The organism is Pseudoalteromonas maris, assembly GCF_049257235.1.
In the GTDB taxonomy this organism is placed as follows: Bacteria; Pseudomonadota; Gammaproteobacteria; order Enterobacterales; family Alteromonadaceae; genus Pseudoalteromonas.
Window position 1 is genome coordinate 120,323 of the sequence record NZ_JBMMUF010000010.1, and the last position, 20,262, is coordinate 140,584.

General features: G+C 44.4%; 17 protein-coding genes. 3 read left to right on the forward strand and 14 right to left on the reverse strand.

The genetic code is table 11. The features are described 5' to 3' along the window. Window position 1: 1 nt before the first annotated feature. Both AAEU32_RS13585 and AAEU32_RS13590 read right to left on the reverse strand, forming a co-directional pair. Complete coding sequence (locus tag AAEU32_RS13585; RefSeq protein ID WP_421971080.1) at window positions 2–535, reverse strand: GNAT family N-acetyltransferase; 534 nt, start codon at window positions 533–535, stop codon at window positions 2–4. A gap of 62 nt (window positions 536–597) precedes the next feature. Continuing rightward, window positions 598–2,769, reverse strand: coding sequence for a prolyl oligopeptidase family serine peptidase (locus AAEU32_RS13590; RefSeq protein WP_421971081.1), 2,172 nt, complete (start codon window positions 2,767–2,769; stop codon window positions 598–600). Window positions 2,770–3,289: 520 nt separating this feature from the next. Here AAEU32_RS13590 and AAEU32_RS13595 point away from each other — a divergent pair. Together AAEU32_RS13595 and AAEU32_RS13600 are read left to right on the forward strand one after the other, a co-directional pair. Continuing rightward, complete coding sequence (locus AAEU32_RS13595; RefSeq protein ID WP_421971082.1) at window positions 3,290–3,694, forward strand: hypothetical protein; 405 nt, start codon at window positions 3,290–3,292, stop codon at window positions 3,692–3,694. A gap of 105 nt (window positions 3,695–3,799) precedes the next feature. Next, window positions 3,800–4,711 (forward strand): M14 family metallopeptidase, encoded by a 912-nt coding sequence (locus AAEU32_RS13600; RefSeq protein WP_421971083.1) that lies wholly within the window; start codon window positions 3,800–3,802, stop codon window positions 4,709–4,711. Window positions 4,712–4,767: 56 nt separating this feature from the next. Here AAEU32_RS13600 and AAEU32_RS13605 read toward each other — a convergent pair whose 3' ends face one another. The 7 genes from AAEU32_RS13605 to AAEU32_RS13635 form a co-directional block, all read right to left on the reverse strand. After that, window positions 4,768–5,340, reverse strand: coding sequence for a YceB family lipoprotein (locus AAEU32_RS13605; protein WP_421971084.1), 573 nt, complete (start codon window positions 5,338–5,340; stop codon window positions 4,768–4,770). Beyond that, on the reverse strand, window positions 5,337–8,033 hold the full coding sequence (locus AAEU32_RS13610; protein WP_421971085.1) for a DUF349 domain-containing protein: 2,697 nt from the start codon (window positions 8,031–8,033) through the stop codon (window positions 5,337–5,339). The genes AAEU32_RS13605 and AAEU32_RS13610 overlap by 4 nt, the downstream gene beginning before the upstream one ends. Beyond that, window positions 8,023–8,304 (reverse strand): YeaC family protein, encoded by a 282-nt coding sequence (locus tag AAEU32_RS13615; protein ID WP_421971086.1) that lies wholly within the window; start codon window positions 8,302–8,304, stop codon window positions 8,023–8,025. Before AAEU32_RS13615 ends, AAEU32_RS13610 begins: the two co-directional genes overlap by 11 nt. 2 nt (window positions 8,305–8,306) lie before the next feature. Next, window positions 8,307–8,633, reverse strand: coding sequence for a hypothetical protein (locus tag AAEU32_RS13620; RefSeq protein WP_421971087.1), 327 nt, complete (start codon window positions 8,631–8,633; stop codon window positions 8,307–8,309). Between the two features lie 164 nt (window positions 8,634–8,797). Next, window positions 8,798–10,309, reverse strand: coding sequence for an alanine/glycine:cation symporter family protein (locus tag AAEU32_RS13625; protein ID WP_421971088.1), 1,512 nt, complete (start codon window positions 10,307–10,309; stop codon window positions 8,798–8,800). A gap of 308 nt (window positions 10,310–10,617) precedes the next feature. Next, a complete protein-coding gene (locus AAEU32_RS13630; RefSeq protein WP_421971089.1) occupies window positions 10,618–11,745 on the reverse strand; it encodes a M14 family metallopeptidase in 1,128 nt (375 codons plus the stop codon). A gap of 128 nt (window positions 11,746–11,873) precedes the next feature. Next, window positions 11,874–13,319, reverse strand: coding sequence for a glyceraldehyde-3-phosphate dehydrogenase (locus AAEU32_RS13635; protein ID WP_421971090.1), 1,446 nt, complete (start codon window positions 13,317–13,319; stop codon window positions 11,874–11,876). Between the two features lie 288 nt (window positions 13,320–13,607). On the opposite strand from AAEU32_RS13635, the gene AAEU32_RS13640 reads away from it, so the two are divergent. Then, window positions 13,608–14,402, forward strand: coding sequence for a DUF2989 domain-containing protein (locus tag AAEU32_RS13640; RefSeq protein WP_421971091.1), 795 nt, complete (start codon window positions 13,608–13,610; stop codon window positions 14,400–14,402). A gap of 44 nt (window positions 14,403–14,446) precedes the next feature. Here AAEU32_RS13640 and ihfA read toward each other — a convergent pair whose 3' ends face one another. From ihfA to AAEU32_RS13665, 5 genes are all read right to left on the reverse strand, one after another. Beyond that, the gene (gene ihfA, locus AAEU32_RS13645) at window positions 14,447–14,746 is read right to left on the reverse strand and encodes an integration host factor subunit alpha (RefSeq protein WP_421971092.1); all 300 of its coding nucleotides are present in this window, start codon (window positions 14,744–14,746) and stop codon (window positions 14,447–14,449) included. A 2-nt stretch (window positions 14,747–14,748) separates the two neighbouring features. Continuing rightward, window positions 14,749–17,136 (reverse strand): phenylalanine--tRNA ligase subunit beta, encoded by a 2,388-nt coding sequence (gene pheT, locus AAEU32_RS13650; protein WP_421971093.1) that lies wholly within the window; start codon window positions 17,134–17,136, stop codon window positions 14,749–14,751. Between the two features lie 13 nt (window positions 17,137–17,149). Beyond that, entirely contained in the window at window positions 17,150–18,130 is a 981-nt protein-coding gene (pheS, locus tag AAEU32_RS13655; RefSeq protein ID WP_421971094.1) for a phenylalanine--tRNA ligase subunit alpha, read from the reverse strand. A gap of 93 nt (window positions 18,131–18,223) precedes the next feature. After that, a complete protein-coding gene (gene hda, locus AAEU32_RS13660; protein WP_421971096.1) occupies window positions 18,224–18,925 on the reverse strand; it encodes a DnaA regulatory inactivator Hda in 702 nt (233 codons plus the stop codon). 6 nt (window positions 18,926–18,931) lie between these two features. After that, a complete protein-coding gene (locus AAEU32_RS13665; RefSeq protein ID WP_421971095.1) occupies window positions 18,932–19,978 on the reverse strand; it encodes a DUF2066 domain-containing protein in 1,047 nt (348 codons plus the stop codon). Window positions 19,979–20,262 lie beyond the last annotated feature (284 nt).

A 20,262-nucleotide genomic window follows, 5' to 3' on the forward strand; every position in this document is an offset into this window, starting at 1 on the left:
CCTACTTTTGTGCATTTATGCACAGCTCAAAACGCCAGTCATTGACCACTTTACCGCCGATTCGATACCCCGTATTGATGGTTTCTAATTGTTTAAAACCGTGTTTCATTAGAATGCACTTTGACGCTTCATTACCTTGAGTCACAGTGGCAAGCAAGCGTGAGATACCAAGATGTTCACGACTATACAAAAGCAAAGCACCCAAAGCTTCAGTACCATAGCCCCGTCCTTGAACCTGTGATAAAAGCATGTAGCCCAACTCGGCGGCATCGTCAGCTACACGCTCAAAGCCGATTACTCCGATATCTTCATTCGTTCGCTTTTGGCTGATAACCCAACAACTATGTGCACTGGCGACATTCGTTACCAAACGATGTTCGAACTTTGCTCTGACACAGTGCTCGGGCTTGACGTCTCCTACATACTGCATCGCTTTTTGGTCGTTATGCAGGGCCAAAAATAGTGGCCAATGGGCGTGTTCTAAAGGTGTGAAAGCGAGTTGCTCTGAGGTGAACATGATTAACTTACCTGTCAATTTAAAAAGCTAAGTGTATAAAAAAGCCGGCTAAATTAGCCGGCCTTTTACCTATACTGTGATTACAGCTTTTTCACACCCATGTTGTAGAGTGTGAAGCCATATATATCAGCATATTGCTCAATGATTTTCGATGTTGGTGTACCTGCACCATGTCCCGCATTAGTCTCAATACGGATCATCACTGGGTTTGCACCTGCATCCTTAGCTTGAAGCTCAGCAGCAAACTTGTATGAGTGCGCGGGTACTACACGGTCATCATGATCGCCTGTAGTGATTAGGGTTGCAGGATAACTGACGCCCTCATCCACATTGTGTACAGGAGAGTAGCCTTTAAGATAGTCAAACATCTCTTTACTATCTTGCGCTGTGCCATAGTCATAAGCCCAACCAGCACCAGCGGTGAACGTATGGTAACGTAGCATATCTAGTACACCTACCGCTGGTAAAGCAACTTTGAATAAATCTGGACGTTGCGTCATCACTGCGCCTACCAGCAGACCGCCATTTGAACCACCACGCACAGCAAGGTAATCAGGAGACGTATACTTATTGTCAATCAGGTATTGGGCAGCGGCAATAAAGTCATCAAACACATTTTGTTTATTCATTTGCGTGCCGGCTTTATGCCATTTCTTACCATATTCACCACCACCACGTAGGTTTGGCACCGCATATACACCGCCCTGCTCAAGCCACGCTGCTGTGGTTGCTGAGTAGCGTGGTGTTAGGCTGACGTTGAAACCGCCGTAACCATATAAAATAGTTGGGTTGGTGCCATCTAACTCGATGCCCTTTTTATAGGTTATGATCATCGGTACCTTAGTACCATCTTTCGAGGTATAGAATACTTGCTTTGAGTCGTACAACGCTGGGTCAAACTGAGCGCCAGACTCGTTATACACGTTGGACTCACCAGTGTTCACATCAAAGCTGAAGATAGTGCCCGGCGTTTTGTAGTTGGTAAAACTATAATAGAGCGTTGTTTGCTCTTTTTTACCACCAAAACCAGAGGCAGTACCGACACCTGGCAGAGCGATTTCGCGCACAAGCTTACCAGTTCGGTCAAATTGCTTAACCTGTGAAATTGCATCAACCATATAACGTGCAAAGAAGTAATTACCGCCTTTAGAAATGTTTAATACATTTTCTGTCTCAGGGATTAAGTCCTGCCAATTTTCAGGGGTCGGTTGCTTCGCATTGACTTTAACCACTCGCTTATTAGGGGCATCTTTATTGGTTACAATAAATAAAGTGTCACCGTCATTATCAAGCACATCACTGTCATAAGTAATATCGTCGATTACCGTAACAAGTTGGCTATCTTCTTGTGTTAAGTCTTTAATAAATAGCTTGTTGCCAGATGTTGAAACAGCAGCTGAGATCACCAAAAAGCGCTGATCTGAAGTCACTGCACCACCCACATAACGATGCTTTTGCGCTTCAGTGCCGCCAAATACCAAGGTATCCTCTTTTTGCGCAGTACCTAGCTTGTGGTAATAAAGCTTATGTTGATCTGTTTTAGCTGACAGCTCACTGCCTTTTGGCTTGTCATAACTTGAGTAGAAGAAACCGTCATTACCTAACCACGAAATGCCGCTGAACTTCACATCTACTAGCGTTTCGCCAACCGTTTCTTTAGTCTCAGTATTTAGCACAATCACTTTACGCCAATCGCTGCCACCTTCAGAGATTTGGTACGCAGCAAGTGACCCGTCTTCGCTGAAGCTAATTCCCGCTAATGACGTTGTACCGTCTTCGCTGAACGTATTAGGGTCTAGGAAAACCTCAGGCGCTTGATCACCCTTTTGACGGTACAATACATACTGGTTTTGTAGACCATCATTCTTATAAAAATAGGTATAGTCGCCTTCTTTGAATGGCGCACTGACTTTTTCGTAGTCCATCAAGGTTTTAAGGCTTTTCTTAAGCTCGTCACGATAAGGGATCTGCTCAAGGTAATCAAAAGTCACGGCATTTTGTGCTTCAACCCACTTTGCAGTCTCTTCGCTCATATCGTCTTCTAACCAACGATAAGGGTCTGCTACTGTTTGTTCAAAGTAGGTATCAACCACTTCACCCTTGCGTGTTTGCGGGTAAGTGAACTGCTGCTCACTGAGGGCTGACTGTTGCGCTTGTTGTTGATTTTGTTGTGCACTTTGAGTGCTAGCTGAGTCGTCGTTGCAACCACCAAGGGCGATGCAGACAGCGACTGCGAGAGTACGTTTTAGCATATCGGTTTCATCTTATTGTTATAAACCGAATAACGTTATCGTTTGGGCAGTTATTTGTCTAGCTTTGTGAGACTAGAGCATGAGTTTATGCATAAATTACGCAGACACACATATGATACCAATCAACCTAATTAACTAGGTCATGTTGACTGGCATAAGAAAGCCAACTTTTCATGCGAAGAGTTGGCCCTCTAAAAGCTGGGAACTTTTACCTAATTATTAACGCCGCCCCCCGAATTTTCCACCTCACAGCGATTATTCATACCACTCAAGGCCTTTAAAAATAGTGCTTTGGGGCATTATTAACTGTGATTTCAAAGAGTAATCGATATGAAAAAAGTAATATTACTTATCAAAAATGGGGAATACGAGGTTGAGGCACCTCACCAATGTTGTGAAGCAGCGCACACTTGGACACTTAACTGCATCTACCAGTTAAATTTCTATTTAAAATAATCGCTTGTGCTTTACAATAGGTGTGTTGATATTCACATCACCGTATTCATCTCGGAGAGCATTTATGTATAAGTATTCATGTGCTAACGGCGCCTACCAACTCAAACTAATGGACAAAGTTATCGTTGGTGAATTTAGCGGTGCTATCAATGAGCGCATGATGGCATCATTTGTGGAACAAATTGCACAAATGGTACAAGAGCATAATTTATCTCAATGGGGATACATCGGTGACTCTCTCAATGTCCCTGCTGCCACACCAGAGGCGCAACAGCACATGGTTGATATTGGCAATTTCATGTACTCTAAGGGCTGTAAAGCAATCGCATTTGTTCTGCATTCCCCTATCGCTATCAACCAGTTAGATAAAATTCGCAAACAGATGGGGCGCACAAATGACACCCGTGACATTATTTTCGACAACCTTGATGATGCATTGGTGTATGTAAATAGCTTTATTACTCAGTAGCCTTATACCCTATAAGCCAAGTCGACGCATTTCACCTAACAAACATTGACAATCCCGCTGCACACTCTAAGCTGCGCCTACATATCTTGCTAAGTAGGAAGCATTATGAGTGAACAAACTTACCCTATCGGCACGTTAGGCCAACCTTGGACCGACGCCGAAAAGCAGCAATGGCTTAATAATCAAACTAAAAAAAGAAGCTTCTTTGAACGTGTTGAGCCACTCATTAACGAGCTCAGTGACGATTATGATGCCATTACCTATGGTCATCTCAATTACGATACTACCTACCCCCTCTACGCGCTTAAGCATAAAAACTGGCATCAAGGTCGTCCTATTGCACTTGTGACTGGTGGCGTACATGGTTACGAAACAAGCGGCGTGCACGGTGCCATAGCGTTTGCAAAACAGGCAAGCCAAGCCCAAAGCGAAGCGTTTAATATTCTCATTGTTCCGTGCGTAAGTCCTTGGGGCTATGAAACCATTAACCGCTGGAACCCAAACGCAATCGACCCAAATCGTTCTTTTTATGAAGAATCTCCCGCTGACGAATCGCGTTTGCTGTTAAATTTTGTGGCGCAATTTGGCGAAGATATTGTTGTTCACATTGATCTTCATGAAACCACTGACACTGATAACTCCGAGTTCCGTCCAGCGCTCGCCGCGCGTGATGGTAAAGTAAACAGCAACTGGAACATTCCTGATGGATTTTACGTCGTTGCCGACAGCGAACGCCCTGAATCAGCTTTTCAACAAGCCATTATCAACCATGTAAAAACAGTCACACAAATCGCTCCAGCTGATGAAAACAATCAACTCATTGGTGTTGATTTACAACAACATGGTGTCATCGAATATGCCGGCAAAGCACTGGGACTGTGTATGGGCCTAACTAATGCCCGCTTTGTTACCACCACAGAAGTGTACCCAGATGGCGCTAACGCCACAGATGAAAACTGTGTTGCGGCGCAAGTCGCTGCCGTTAACGCAGCACTGGCATTTGCAAAGACACGCTAAAAAAAAGCCCAGCACTTAACACGTAAGTCGCTGGGCTTTTCAAATACATCGCTAAATCATAAACCTGAAGTGAGCGTTATTTCACCTGGTTTTACATTCAAGGCCAGTTTGAAGCGCGAGATCAACGCCTGCTTGGGATCTTGTTGATTGAGTGTATACACCGGATATTGGCTCAGTAATTCAGTCAACAAGCTCTGTACTTCCTCAGAAACAGGTGCCAATTTTCCGCGATACCCCATCGCATCGATGTCGGCACTGATCACTTTAAACTGTTGCAAATAAATCGCATTATCTTGGCTATTGAATACTGGCTCAGCGGCGATATTGAGGCGTACGCGAACAGGCACCTTTATCGCGAGTGCCTTCATCATTACTGTGTTGTCTAACGCCAGCTCTACCCCTTGAGGAGCTTGCGTGCCACCAATAACGACACCAATATCATTAACTTGTAACTCCATTGGCATGCCCATCACAGAGCCTGACGCACTGTAACGCTGGCTCTGTTTCAATAAGCTTTGTTCAAGCTGCGCGCTAGAGAGTGAGTACACCGAAAAGGGTGCATGAGTTGCACAACCATTAAGAATCATTACCGAAAGGGTAAGCACGAAGGCTTTAATCCATTGTTTCATTTCGCCACCACAGTTTCTATTACGCGAATAACACGCTGACATTGCTCTGGTGCACTGCAGATACCTTCACCATCTATTTGGCATTGTAGCCATGCACGTAATAAATCTTCATTACTGTATATTACGCCATGATGTTTATCGTCCAGCATGTTCACCTGTTCTTGCATTCGCAACTGCGCTTCGTGTGAAGGGCTGTCTATATTAGCTAGGATCTCCAACCGTATAAGCAACTGCGATGCAGACAAGTCTATGTGGTTATCACTTAACCACTGCTTATCAATGGGTTGTTGATTACTAAGCGCATCTTTAAGCGCTAACCAATGCTGTACTTGCTGTGTTCGCTGCAACTTCGCAATGTGTTCATTGATCTGAGCAAACAGTTGAGATTTTCTATCAGCAAGCGTTCTGACAACCTGAAGTTGTTGCGCCTCGTTATATAAATGCTGATATTCACCCACATTCTGGGCATTTTGTAACGATTGTTCTAAGTGCTCTAATTGCTTTTCTTGCTCGCTTTGCTGTGCATCTAGCTCGCTCTGCTGTTGCTCTTTAGCCTGGTCTCGCAAGGCAAAAAGATCATCATTAACACGCCTAAATGCATGCCACAATTTGCGGTCTTTTGCTTTACCTGCAAACCCGAGTTGTTGCCATTGCTGCTGCAATGATTTGAGCTTATTCGTCGCCGAAAACACGTCCTCTTCGCGAAGTTGCTGAGCCTGCTGTAACAATGCTTCTTTTGCACGCGTATTATCATCATAAAACTGTGTTATGCGCTCACCAATATCGCCTTGGGCCTGGGTGAACTGTTTGTTGAGCTTATGATATTGTTTACTATCAAGGCGTTTAGCTTCTCGCCATTGTTTAATGAGCAGGTTATATTGTCGCTCCAAATCGACAATGTCTTGGGTACTTGCTTGTTCATTAAGGTGGCGCATTTGCGCTATCAGTTCTTGGCGTTGCGCTAGGGCTTGTTCCTTTTCAACTTGCTGTTTCGCAAAGTGTTCACGACAAGGCTCAAACGCTTGTTCAATGGCATTTTCGAACTGCTCTTTAGCGTGCTCTTGTACTTCTGGACCTAACAACTGCCAACTTTTACGCAAACGCTTCACTACCTCTAAGCGTGCATTCGCGTCGTCACAGCTTTGTTGCGCAAGCTCAGTTGCAGCATCAACCAACTGCTGTTGTTGTGCCACTCCTGCGTATTGATGCCAGTCTTTCGCCTCACTGAGCGTCGCTTCCAAGCTTTCATATTCACGCACTATTTGCTGCTGATAATGATTGCTTAGCTTGTGATATAACTCCTTGAAGCCGTTGAATACACCAAATGCAACACGATAGCGCCCTTGCCCGATTAAACGACGTAAATCTCGCGCTTTTTTACGCGCATCTTGCAAATACTCATTCTGCTGCTGAGTCAGAACCTCGACTGCGGCTTCGAATCGCTTGTCGGCATCTTTTAATGCCTGTTGCCAATGTGCTGCAAGCTCTTTAGGTAACGCTTTGATAGCTTCTTTAACTGCCTTTTTGAGTGCAAGGTGTTCAGCCATTGCGTTATCAAATTCTGCTAAATCAGTGGGGGCTTGTAATGCCGACATTTGCGTTAATAAGTTGCGCATCTGAGCAACATCGCTTTCATAGGCTGCTAATTGCTCTACTTGTTTAAACAGGCGCTCTAGCTCTTGTTGTTGGCTTTGTAACTCTTGTCCTGGTTGCAGATCTTCACTGGCCAGCATTTCTTTTGCATGCGCCACTTTGGCATGCAGCCAATCTGTTTGAATTTGCTCATTACCATCAAAGCGCAGTGCCATCGCATTGGCTATTTCCTCTGCGACCGCTTCTAAATTTGCCAGCGCCAACACACTGCGTTGTTTTGCCAACTGCTGCTGTTGCTGAGCATCGTATTCTTCCTTTAGGGCGTCGAGATGGCGATTGAGTTTAATCAGCAATTGGGTGTGCTTTTGCTCGTTTTGCTCGCGCTCGTCTGAGTCCAACCAATTCAATTCAAGTTTCTTAAATTGGTTGTTGAGTACAGTAAACTGCGTACTAACGTATTGATATTCATGCTTATCACGTAACGCATTAAGTTTAGCAAGGACCAATTTACATTGTTGCGCTACTTCCACAGGCATCTGTTGTTCACGCTGTTGGCGCTCAAGCAGTTCATCAATTTGTGCGTGTGCCTGACCTTTTGCAAACTTGTGAAGTTTATTCAATAACTCATGGCGTTGTACCAAGTCGAAAAGCAGCACCTGCAGCGCTTCATCTGCGCCTCGATACACTTGCTCAAGTAGTTGTGGTTTGTTTATACGCGCAAGCAACTTGATTTTTACGTCGTTCGTTTTTTCTTGTAGCGCCAGTTGCTCTAATGTTTTCTCCGGTGCAAATTGATCGATGTATCGCGCTTTGTCAGGCTCAGGTAAAACGTCTGGTGATGCTAACAACGCTTGTGCTACCTTTTGCGTCGCCAAACGTTTAATGCTCGGCTCAGCATCTTGCTGACATGCTTGCCACCATATGCGAACATTGTTGAGCTTTCTTAACGCAGCGGCGCGCACGTTAGCACTTGGGTCGCCACTGGCAAGCTCGGTAATAATTTGCTCGTCATTTTGCGTGTCCAGCGCCGATAGCGCAGCAAGACGGGTACTTTCTTTTGGGTGTTTCCACTTAGGTTGAAAAAACTGCTTAAAGATCATTTTCGCTGAACCTAGCTATCTCATTTTCTGGTTTAAATTGTTCTTTTAATTCTTTTTTTGACTTTTGTACCAGTTCGCCATCAGCGCCAATGGTAAATTGTTCATCGCTTTTAAGTACTTTTGACTGATACAACATGACCAGTTGCATCGTCTGTGCTTTTTGCTCTTCACTTAAAGGCGTACCATCAGGCCACTTCCCCGTTGATGCACCGTATTGAAGGCGTTCGTATACGTCAGGAGTAATAGATTGTATAAGCTGATCAACGTTCATAATTAATTCTTTCTTTTTAAAAATACCAAACGCACGCGGTTAACCAAGTACCACACTACACCAACTCCAATAGCAGTATAGCAGGCTGTTTGTTGCCAACTCCCTGGGGTTGGATGTTGCCAATAAAGCACTAAAAAACCACCCAGAAAAAGAAGAAGCGCGATGAATGACTGATTCATCAGTGACTGGTGCTGTTGCATTTTTGTTCGCGAAGCCAAACGCTGCTTTGCGTTTGCGTCCATATCACCGAGAGTAATATTGCAATGGGGACAGGCTGTGTGTTTATCAGAAATTGACTTTTGACACTGTGGACATGAAATAATTGCCATGCGTACTCCTATGTGCAATTGCGCGCCACAAAAAAGGCGCCTTCAGGCGCCCTTAATTGTACTCGTTTTATTCGTCGATGTCTTATTCAATTGGTGGCTATTACGTTGATTCAATAGCCACTGTGTGAACGATTGTTTCCACCGACAAATATTAGCGGTGGTGGTTAAGTCGCTTGCTCATTGTCGCTTGATTTCTTAGCAAGGCGATTTTCCCAAAACGTAGCATTTTTAATGCCTAATTTAACTGGATCGAAAGTGATAGTGCCACCCGCCTTTTTCTGCTGCTCGTAATCACGCAAACACGTCAGAGCAGGCTTAGCGACAAAGAATATCGCCAAAATACCAACGATATTAATCCACGCCATTAAGCCAACACCGATATCACCAATGTTCCAGATATAGCCCGAACTATTTACCATGCCATAAGACACCATGAACATAATCACGATTTTCACGATAACAAGTGGAATGCTACCTTTGAAATAACGGTTCAAGTACGCAACGTTTGTCTCAGCGATATAGTAGTACGCCAAAATAGTTGTAAATGCGAAGAAGAACAAAGCGATTCCAACAAACGCTTCACCAAAACCGCCAAACACTTTAAACAACGCCATTTGGGTAAATGCTGCTGAACCAATTTCTGTTGCTGCATCAACATTTTGTACAATGAACTGACCAGCTGGTAATTCACCAACAACGTTATACTGTTGCGTGATTAGGATCATCAGTGCCGTAGCTGTACAGACAAAGATTGTATCGACATATACTGAGAAAGCTTGCACAAGACCTTGCTGAGCTGGGTGGTCAACTTCAGCAGCTGACGCTGCATGAGGACCTGTACCCTGACCGGCTTCATTCGAGTAAATACCACGCTTTACACCCCAACCAATCGCCGCACCAAAACCGGCTTGTGCTGTGAACGCATCAGAAAGGATAAGTGAGAAGATGCCAGGTACTTTATCTAAGTTTAAAAACACCACAATCAGCGCTAGAACAATGTAGCCAAGCGCCATAAATGGCACGACAACTTGAGTGAAGTTGGCAATACGTTTGATGCCACCGAAAATGATAAACGCTAACACCATTAAAATGATTGCAAGCGCCACTAACTTGAAGGTGCCTACTTCACCAAAGCTCGTGGACACCATTTCACCATTACCAAATACCTGAGTAAATGCATTACCTACCGCATTGGCTTGAACGCCAGGAAGGAATACACCACAGGCTATAATAGCCGACACAGCAAATAAAATAGCGAGCCATTTTTGTTGCAAACAACGGTCGAAATAGAATGCTGGACCACCGCGGTATTGTCCATCTTCTTCAGTCTTATAGATTTGACCAAGTGTAGATTCTGCATATGCAGTACTTGCACCTAGGAACGCCACAATCCACATCCAGAAAATCGCGCCTGGGCCACCGAAGCCGATAGCGGCAGCAACACCGGCGATATTACCCACACCCACTCGGCCAGATAATGATACGGCTAACGCTTGGAATGATGAAATGCCTTTCGCTGAATCGTTTGAGCTCAGCAGTAACTTACACATTTCTTTGAAATGTCTTACTTGCGCAAAACGGGTTAGAACGGAATAAAACAGACCTGCACCTAGACATAGATAAATAAGAGCACTGCTCCAAATCACGTCATTAACGGCGCTTACAAAAGCTTCCATGGGGATCCTCTATGATTATATTTCTTATTCTTAGCGACGAGACTCTGCGTTGACCACTGAGAATGCGCGACATAAGGCTATCGAATGTGAGCATGTTTTAAACACACTCACTTTTAAACTATCTGAATATTAACTTATCCCACCCAAGTTTGTTAACAGTTAATTTCCAACAACGTAATTTTAGGCCAGTCTATGCATTGCATCAGCGGTGTTTACAATAAAAAAGACATTGTCGATAACCTACCAACAATGCCTTTTTAAAATATTACTCAGTCACGCCAACACAAAGTTGGCGGCGCTAGCATTTGTTATCTCAATGTATCAACAACCGCTAAAATTGCGCCGAGTGTATCTTGACCGAATTGGTAAGAGCGTCGGTCAGACCAACCATAATCTACATCTGGTAGATTCGCGTTGTCTTTAAACGGCATCTCAACTGTGTATGCTAGGGCTTTAAACTCTTCGCCTACCGCGCAAGACGCAACTGTAAGGTTCGCTTGACCTGGAGCATCTTTGTCATAACCAAACTCGTCTTGGAATTCAGGTGTGATAGTAAGTAGCGCTTGTTTGAAGCTGTTTTCTAACCCTTCAAGACGCGCATCATAACTTGGGATACCTTCACTACCTGCAACAAAGTTGTATGGTAGGGCCTCATCACCGTGAATATCCAAATACATATCTAAACCAGTTTCGCGCATTTTATTGAGAACAAGGAATACCTCTGGACTCTTTTGCATCGATGGAGTTGCCCACTCTCGGTTTAGATTAATGCCCGCAGCATTCGTGCGCAGGTGACCGCGAACACTGCCGTCAGGGTTCATATTTGGCACGATGTAGAATACCGCCTTAGATAGCAATGCTGCAGCGTGTGGGTCTTCGTCATCCAGCAGTTTGTGCAATAGACCCTCTACGAACCACTCTGCCATTGTCTCACCGGGGTGTTGACGGGCTGTGATCCAGATTGTTTTCTTATCGTCACTTGGCTCACCAATGCGCAGCACTGTCATATCACGACCATCAAGAGTCAGACCAAGATTTTGTGCATCACAAATAGTGTGGCTTTGTGCCCAGTAAATAAGATCAAGATGGCGATCATAACTGTAAGGTGCAAAATACGCGAAGAACACCTGTGAACACTCTGGTTCAAAGTCGATAACTAATGAACCATTTTCATAGCTACTAGGGACTCGGAACCACGTCTGGCGATCATATGAAGCAACGGCATGGTAATCGTCCCAGCCCTCTGGGTATGCCGATTCGGCCAACTTATTGATATGCAGACGGTGCTCTACGTAAGCAGTCGTCTCTAAACGAAAGTGAAACCACTGATAAAAGTCAGATTGGTTATCCTTGTTGATTTCAAGTTGAATATCCATCGGGTTTTCACAGGCGATAACGTTAATATTACCACTGTCGAAATTACTCGTGATCTTCATAGTTGCTCCTAATTTAAAGCACACAATATGTATGGCATCATGCTCAGCTGCACAAACTATATGCAGCAACAATTTTAGCAATAAAAAAAGCCGACACTGTGTGCCGGCTATCTATAATTTTGTGTTGTTTAGCGAGGAAGGCTTGGGTGTGTACACTCAGCCATGTCTTGCATACAACGTACAACCTGACAGCTGTAACCGAACTCGTTATCGTACCACACATATAGTACAACACGGTCGCCATCTACGATGGTTGCTTGAGAGTCAACAACACCTGCGTAACGGCTACCAACTAAGTCTGTTGATACGATTTCAGTAGACGCAGTGTAATCGATTTGATCACGAAGCTCTGAGTAAAGCGCTGTTTCACGTAAGAATGCATTTAGTTCTTCTACGGTCGTCGCTTTCTCAAGGTTCAGGTTCAAAATAGCCATTGATACGTTTGGCGTAGGAACACGGATAGCGTTACCTGTTAGTTTACCTTCAAGCTCAGGCAACGCTTTTGATACCGCTTTCGCTGCTCCAGTTGAGGTAATAACCATGTTAAGAGCCGCAGCACGACCGCGACGTTCTGCTTTGTGGTAGTTATCAATCAAGTTCTGGTCATTGGTATATGAGTGAACTGTTTCAACGTGACCGTTGCGGATACCAAACTTGTCGTTCAGTGCCTTAAGCGTTGGCGTGATAGCGTTAGTTGTACAACTTGCCGCACACACAATCTTATCTTCTGGCTTGATATCTTGGTTGTTAACACCGTATACGATGTTTTTGATGTTACCTTTAGCAGGAGCAGTAAGAAGTACTTTAGCTGCGCCTTTTGCTTCAAGGTGCTGACCAAGGCCTGCCTCATCTTTCCAAATACCAGTATTATCAACAACAAGCGCGTTCTCGATACCGTATGCTGAGTAATCTACTTCGCTTGGCGAGTTAGCATAGATAACTTGGATGTAGCTGCCGTTTGCTTTGATAGCGTTACGCTCGTGGTCAACAGTAATTGAACCATTGAATGGACCGTGGATTGAATCGCGACGCAGTAAGCTCGCACGCTTTTCTAAGTCACCATCTTTACCACCACGTACAACGATTGCACGAAGGCGAAGGTCTGCGTATGGACCTGACTTTTCAATAAGTAGACGAGCTAACAAACGACCGATACGGCCAAAACCGTAAAGAACTACGTCACGCGGCTCTTTTGCGTTGCCAGCATTGTTGATTTCAGCTAGCTCATCATTTAAGTATTCTTCTACAGAACGACCATTGGCTGCATCTTTGTAAAGGTAGTTATAAGCGAGTTTACCTAGGTCGATGCGAGCAGAGTTTAACTCCATTTTGCTGATAGCTTCTAGGAATGGGAAGCTTTCGCGTAAACGTAGTTTTGAGTCTTCAAATTGAGCGACGGTTTTGTGCGCTTTGATGATATCGATAGTGCTAGCGCTCACTAGTGGACGGCCATACACTGCAATTTCGATACCACGGCTGCGGTACAATTTACCAATGATAGGTTGCATACTTTCAGCGAAGTCTTGGCGTTCCTGCCAACTGTTCAAGTATTCTTGCTCGTGAGATGAGGTCATTGTTTCTGCCTTTGAAATTTATTTGAACGGATATCAAACCGACTGAGTAATATAGGTCCATCACAAAGTGAGAGCGTGATACAGGACAAATTACCGCTTGCCGGGCGGGCATATTCTAAAGCAAACTTTTACTAATAACCACCTCTAAAGAATTGTTACCTCCAACACGCCACTTTTTTACTTTGGTTAGCATTGTTTGACCATGATCATCGGTGTTTGTTTTGCACATTGTCACTGCCCTTTTGTGTAGACTACACTTGCTATGTTTATTTACAAAAAAGGATTGCCATGCGGGTATTATCAGGACTTATCGTCCTCGCGGCGATAACCGGTTGTGACTCACAACCCACGGTCAGAGAAATGTGCGAGCAACACCCTACAATGTGCGAAGATTTAAATACCGACAGTCACTGCCGAGTTGAACGTGCTGACGTTATTTTTGATCGTGTAGCCGAAGCGCAAGCGCCGACACTTGACAACAAATATAACCTGCTCAAGGCATTTGAGACTTACAGCAAATGCGTCAACTTAGCCAAACAAATCGAGCATATTAAGTTAAAAGAGAAGACCGCATCGCGATATGTCGGCTTTAATACTGCGCAAAAAGAAATGAAACGGTTATTAGACGAGACGAAAGGGTCAAATCACCCCGGCCTGCTTTATTTCCACTGGTCTCGAAATAATGATCAAAGTGCTATTGTGAAGCTGTTAGCGATGGAGAACGATCCTAAAGTGGTTGATTCACAAGATGCCCAGTTTTATCTCGCAAGTTACTACATGAAGGTGGATACAGATAAAACCCTATATCATCTTTATCGAAATTTAGAGTTAAATAAACCTGACACCGAGCCAAACCAAGAAGTGCTTACGTCATTGGTAAACATCCATTATCAACGCCATGACTACAACTTGGCTTACACCTTTGCCCGTATTGCAACTCTCGCTGGCATTGAGAATATAGATTACACAGCATTGACCAGCTATACCAAAGAGGCAGGTCACGACATTGATAGGCTTGACGACTTAGCACAGACAACGTACGAGCAAATCACTTCAGGCACATTTCACTCGCCACGTTCATAAACTAGGTATTAGAAAAATAAAAAGCAGCCCTAAGGCTGCTTTTTTTATTTTAGCTTACTGGTACCGACTTCAACTCGAGTTTTGAGTTTTTGTCCAGGTCTAAAAGTAACCACGCGACGCGCAGAAATAGGAATGTCTTCCCCTGTTTTAGGGTTACGACCTGGTCGCTCTTTCTTATCGCGAAGATCGAAATTGCCAAAGCCGGAAAGCTTAATTTGCTCCCCTTTTTCTAGGGCTGAGCGGATTTCTTCAAAAAACGCTTCAACTAGTTCTTTGGCATCCTTTTTGTTTATACCCAACTTCTCAAATAGGTGTTCAGCTATGTCGGCTTTGGTAAGCGCCATATCTAGTCCCTCAACGATGCGTTAAACTCTTTAGCCAGTGTGGCTACGACGTTGTCGACAACCGCATTGATATCTTTCTCTTCAAGAGTTCTATCAACTGCCTGTAGTGTTAGAGCAATAGCCAAACTCTTATATTCTGGCTCAATACCTGTACCCTTATACACATCGAATAAGTTTAGGTCAACCAATTGATTTCCGCCAACTTTTTCTATAGTAGATAAAACATCGCCTACTTTAACGTCATCTTTCACCAAAATCGCTATATCACGACGATTTGACGGGAACTTGGAGATATTTACCGCTTTTGGTAACAAGCGATTTTCTACAGCTTCAACTTCAATTTCAAATACATACGCTGTACCGTTTACGCCAAGTTGCTTTTGTAGTTGAGGGTGAACCGCACCAACAAAACCTACTTTTTTGCCATCTGCATAGATAGCAGCGCTTTGACCAGGGTGAAGCCCATCGCATTGTTGCGCTTTAAACTCAAATCGCGCTTTGTCATTGCAAAGGGCAAGTAACGCTTCAACATCGCCTTTGACATCAAAGAAGTCTGCTGGACGACTTTCAAGGCTCCAGTGTTCACCATAGCAACTACCTGTTACCACACCACCAATCACTGCTGTTTGCTTCACGCCGTTTTCAGCCTGCTCATCAGCGATAAATTTCAAGCCATGTTCGAAGAAACGAATTCGCGGCTGTTGACGGTTTTGGTTGTATACCAATGTACTCAGTAACCCTGGCATCAAAGACTTGCGCATTACCGACATTTCAATAGAAATTGGGTGTGGTAACACCAAGGTATTGTCATCGCCATGAATCGCGTTTTGCACCTTAGGATCCACGAAACTGTATGTGATTGCTTCTTGATAACCACGCGTTACCAAAGTATCGCGAAGTCGCTTTACTGGCACATCAGCTTCTTGGTGTACAGTCATGTTGAGCTTAGCGAGCGGCGCTTCGTTTGGAATATTGTTATAACCAAATACACGTGCCACTTCCTCAATGAGATCCTCTTCGATGCTAATATCGAAGCGGTAGCTAGGTACATCTGCTTGCCATGTATTGTTCTCAAACTGTACATCGAGACCTAAGCGACGAAGAATGTTAGTCACTGTTTCATCGTTAATATGGTAACCAATTACGCGGTCTAAGCGCTCACGACGCAAGGTTACGGCTGTTACTTTTGGCAGTTGCTCTGGCGCAACGGCTTCAACCACAGGACCCGCTTGACCACCAACAATCTCCAGAAGAAGTGCTGTAGCACGCTCCATTGCATCGCGTTGAAGTGCGAAATCAACTCCGCGCTCATAGCGGTGTGACGCGTCGGTGTGCAAACCATAGCTGCGTGCTTGACCGGCAATAGCAACCGGATTAAAGAATGCGCTTTCCAATAAAATACCAGCTGTGCTGTCGGTAACACCTGACTTTTCACCACCAAAGATACCAGCCATTGCTAGCGCTTTATTGTGATCTGCAATGACAAGCGTTGACTCGTTAAGTTTTGCAGTGTTGCCATCAAGTAATACTAATTCTTCGCCTGCATGTGCATTACGTACTTTAATGCCGCCCTCAATCGCATTTAAATCAAATGCATGCATAGGGTGTCCTAGCTCGATAAGTACATAGTTAGTCACATCGACTACAGGGTCAATTGAGCGAATGCCGCTGCGACGCAATTTCTCTACCATCCACAGTGGTGTTTGCGCGTCTAGGTTGATACCTTTGATTACTCGACCAAGGTAACGAGGGCACGCCGAATCGTTAACCAGTTCAATACTGATTTTGTCATCAATGCTTGGCTCTACTGCTGGAATTTCAAGCTCGTTAACATCTAGGTTATTAAGTACACCAACTTCACGAGCAAGGCCTTTGATACCTAGACAATCACTGCGGTTAGGAGTGAGATCAACATCGATAATGTTGTCGTCTAATGCCAAGTACTCTCGTAAATCTTGACCGATAGGTGCATCCGCAGGCAATTCCATAATACCATCGCCTTCTTCGCTAATGCCTAGCTCTACAAATGCACACAACATACCGTGTGAAGGCTGACCACGAAGTTTAGCCTTTTTGATTTTAAAGTCACCCGGTAGCACAGCACCAACTTTAGCAACTGCAACTTTCAAGCCTTGACGGCAGTTAGGTGCACCACAGACGATATCTAACAGTTCGTCTTCACCTACGTTCACTTTAGTTACGCGCAGTTTGTCAGCATCTGGGTGTTGACCACATTCGACCACTTCACCCACTACAACACCATGGAAATCACCCGCAGCAGCGTCAATTCCATCCACCTCAAGACCAGCCATTGAAAGCTGCTCTGCCAGTTCGTTCGCGTCGATAGCTGGGTTAACCCACTCGCGTAACCACTTTTCACTGAATTTCATTTGTAACGACCTCTTAACGGAACTGGTTTAGGAATTTCATGTCATTTTCGAAAAAAGCGCGCAAATCTGTTACGCCATAACGCAACATAGTTAAACGCTCTACACCCATACCAAAGGCAAAACCAGTGTATTTTTCTGGGTCGATATTCACTGAGCGAAGTACATTTGGGTGCACCATGCCACAGCCTAAAACTTCTAACCATTTACCGTCTTTACCTTTAACATCCACTTCCGCTGAAGGCTCTGTGAATGGGAAGTACGAAGGACGGAAGCGGATTTCCATATCTTCTTCAAAGAAGTTACGTAAGAAATCATGCAAGATACCTTTTAGTTCGGTAAAGCTTACATCGGTATCTACCATTAAACCTTCCACTTGGTGGAACATAGGCGTGTGTGTTTGGTCGTAATCATTACGATAAACACGACCCGGTGAGATAATTCTCAGCGGTGGTTGTTCTGTTTCCATGGTACGTATTTGTACGCCACTGGTCTGTGTGCGCAACACCAATTTAGGATTAAAGTAGAAAGTATCGTGGTCCGCTCGTGCAGGGTGATGAGCAGGGATGTTCAACGCATCAAAGTTGTGAAAATCGTCTTCAACTTCAGGACCCGACTTTACTGCAAACCCAAGCTCACCAAAAAACGATTCAATACGCTCAATTGTGCGTGTTACCGGGTGGACACCTCCACTTGCAATTTTACGACCCGGCAAGGTGACATCAATTGTCTCAGCGGCCAATTTGGCCTCTAGCGCAGCTGCGCTCAATGCTTCACGCTTTACGTTAATTGCTTCAGTAACCTGCTGTTTAGCTTGGTTAATCACTTGACCTGCGCTCTTACGCTCTTGTGGCGCCATTTGACCAAGCGTTTTAAGTAGTCCGGTTATTTCACCTTTCTTACCAAGGTAGTTTACGCGCACATCTTCTAAGTGCGCGATTTCGCTGGCTGATTCAACGGCCTTTAAGGCGTCAGCCAAAATCGCTTCTAAGTTCATCGGATACCTGACTAGGGTGATAATTTAAAGAGTTTATTTAGCCACTTATGATAACTAAAGGGCCGTGTGGATTCTAGCCCTCGAGCGGTGTTTCTACAGCTTTAGTGTGGCTTTTATGAATGGAATTGTCAGCTTACGCTGTGCAGCCATGGATGCATGGTCTAATTTGTCTAGCACATCGAGCAAGGCTCGCATATCCCGACTGAGTCGCGTCAACAAAAAGCGCGCACATTCGTCTGATAACTCAAGCCCTCTCATGCGTGCACGATTGGTTAAAGCTTGCGCCTTATCGTCATCACTCATCGAGCGAATTTGCAAAGTTGTGCCCCACTTTAACCGTGATTCTAAGTCTGGTAGTGCAATATGCAGCATATCAGGTAAGAGATCCGCAGAAATCAGCAGCAACTTCCCCGGTTCATTAAAACGATTGAAGAAATTAAACAATGCCTTTTCCCACGCCTCATCATTGGCAATGAGGTGCAAGTCGTCAATACAAACTACATCGAGAGTATCTAATCCTTCTAGCACTTGGGGGCCGTATTGTTGTACTTCACTTAAAGAAATCAGCATGCTCGATAAACCAAGCTCTTGTGCATGAACACAAGTGGCATACAGCAAGTGCGATTTTCCTGAGTCACCTAAGCCACACAAATAGGTATAATGAAACTGCTCATCAAGGTGATTGAAGGCCGATTTAAGGTGATTCACTTCCAGTGAATCCTCGCCACCAAAATAGCTTGAATACGTTTCGTCGTCAGGCAAGGTTACTGGCAACGCTAATTGAGAGCACTGCATCATGGTTTATTGCCACGCATACTCAAGTGAGTCATTGGTGTTTGAATAATAATATTTTTGTGGGTCCCGATAGTCGACAAAAAAGGTGTCGAGCGTTAATGCTTTTTTAAGGTCATCCACAGTGCCTGAATGAGTCACTTGAATCTCTACACGCTCTTTGGAAATTCGACTCACGGTCACATCAATAACGACACTCATCGTGCGCAAACGCCTCAAAGCATATTCAATATCGACAAAGTTCTTGGTGTTATACAACTTTATTACTTGCTGTTGGGCAACAGAGTCAGCACTGGTGTCAACAGCATATTCGCGCGCTAACTGGTTAGCAATAGCGTCGAGCATATTTGCAATCACTTGTTGCTTATCGCCTTGGTGTTTAAACGGTTCAAATTGATCTTCGTTGGTAAATCGCCACTCAAGATTCCACTGCTGTGAGTTTTTATCCTTAAGTAAGCGCGCTGACACCACTCGTTCAGCCATGTAACGCTCAGATGCAAACTCAAGTGACTCACTAAAATTACCCCACACATCAGCCACAGACACACGCTGAAGATCCTCTAAGTCCAGTAACGGGGTAACCACTGGTAAGCCTCTGCTTTGCGCCCTATCGTCTATCAGTTCTTGTATCTGTGGATTTGATTCGAGTGAAACCAGTTCACGCTGCCAACCATCTTCAATAGCTAACCAAAGCGCGACCAAAGGACGACGGTTACCCCATAGTGGTAAGCTGGCATCGCGGACCAAAGCTTCAACTTTATTACTATCAAAATTTACGACTAGAAATGTTTTGCCTTGCTCGTCCGAATATTCATATTTGGTTATGTAGTCAGCTACATCTGCTAGCGCTTGGCGAACGACAGCATTGCCCTGCGCGTTTCTATCACCAGTTACCTTTACGACGACGTTCAAAAGCGCATTCTTGCTCGCAGTTGCACGAGTGCCACGCTGCTTATCTTCAACGGGTTGACGATATTGGTAAAGCTCTTTTACTTCAATAGCTTGAGTAGAATATGCGGTAAAGGCCAATATTAATACAAATAAACTACGGATCACTGCGTTCTAAACCTTGGTGAGAATATCCTGATCCTAAAACAAAGTTACCGACAAAGCAAAAGGTTAGCTATGTTTAGTTCCCAATATGAACTTGCGGTTAACTACGTCACTTTGGTAATTGATTTTGATGAATATATTGGGGTTTTATGAATAATCTTTATACGCAAAAAACCCGCTGCATTGCTGCAACGGGTTTCTTTGAATAAGGCCCTGACGATGTTCTACTTTCACATGGCAAATGCCACACTATCATCGACGCTGTTTCGTTTCACTTCTGAGTTCGG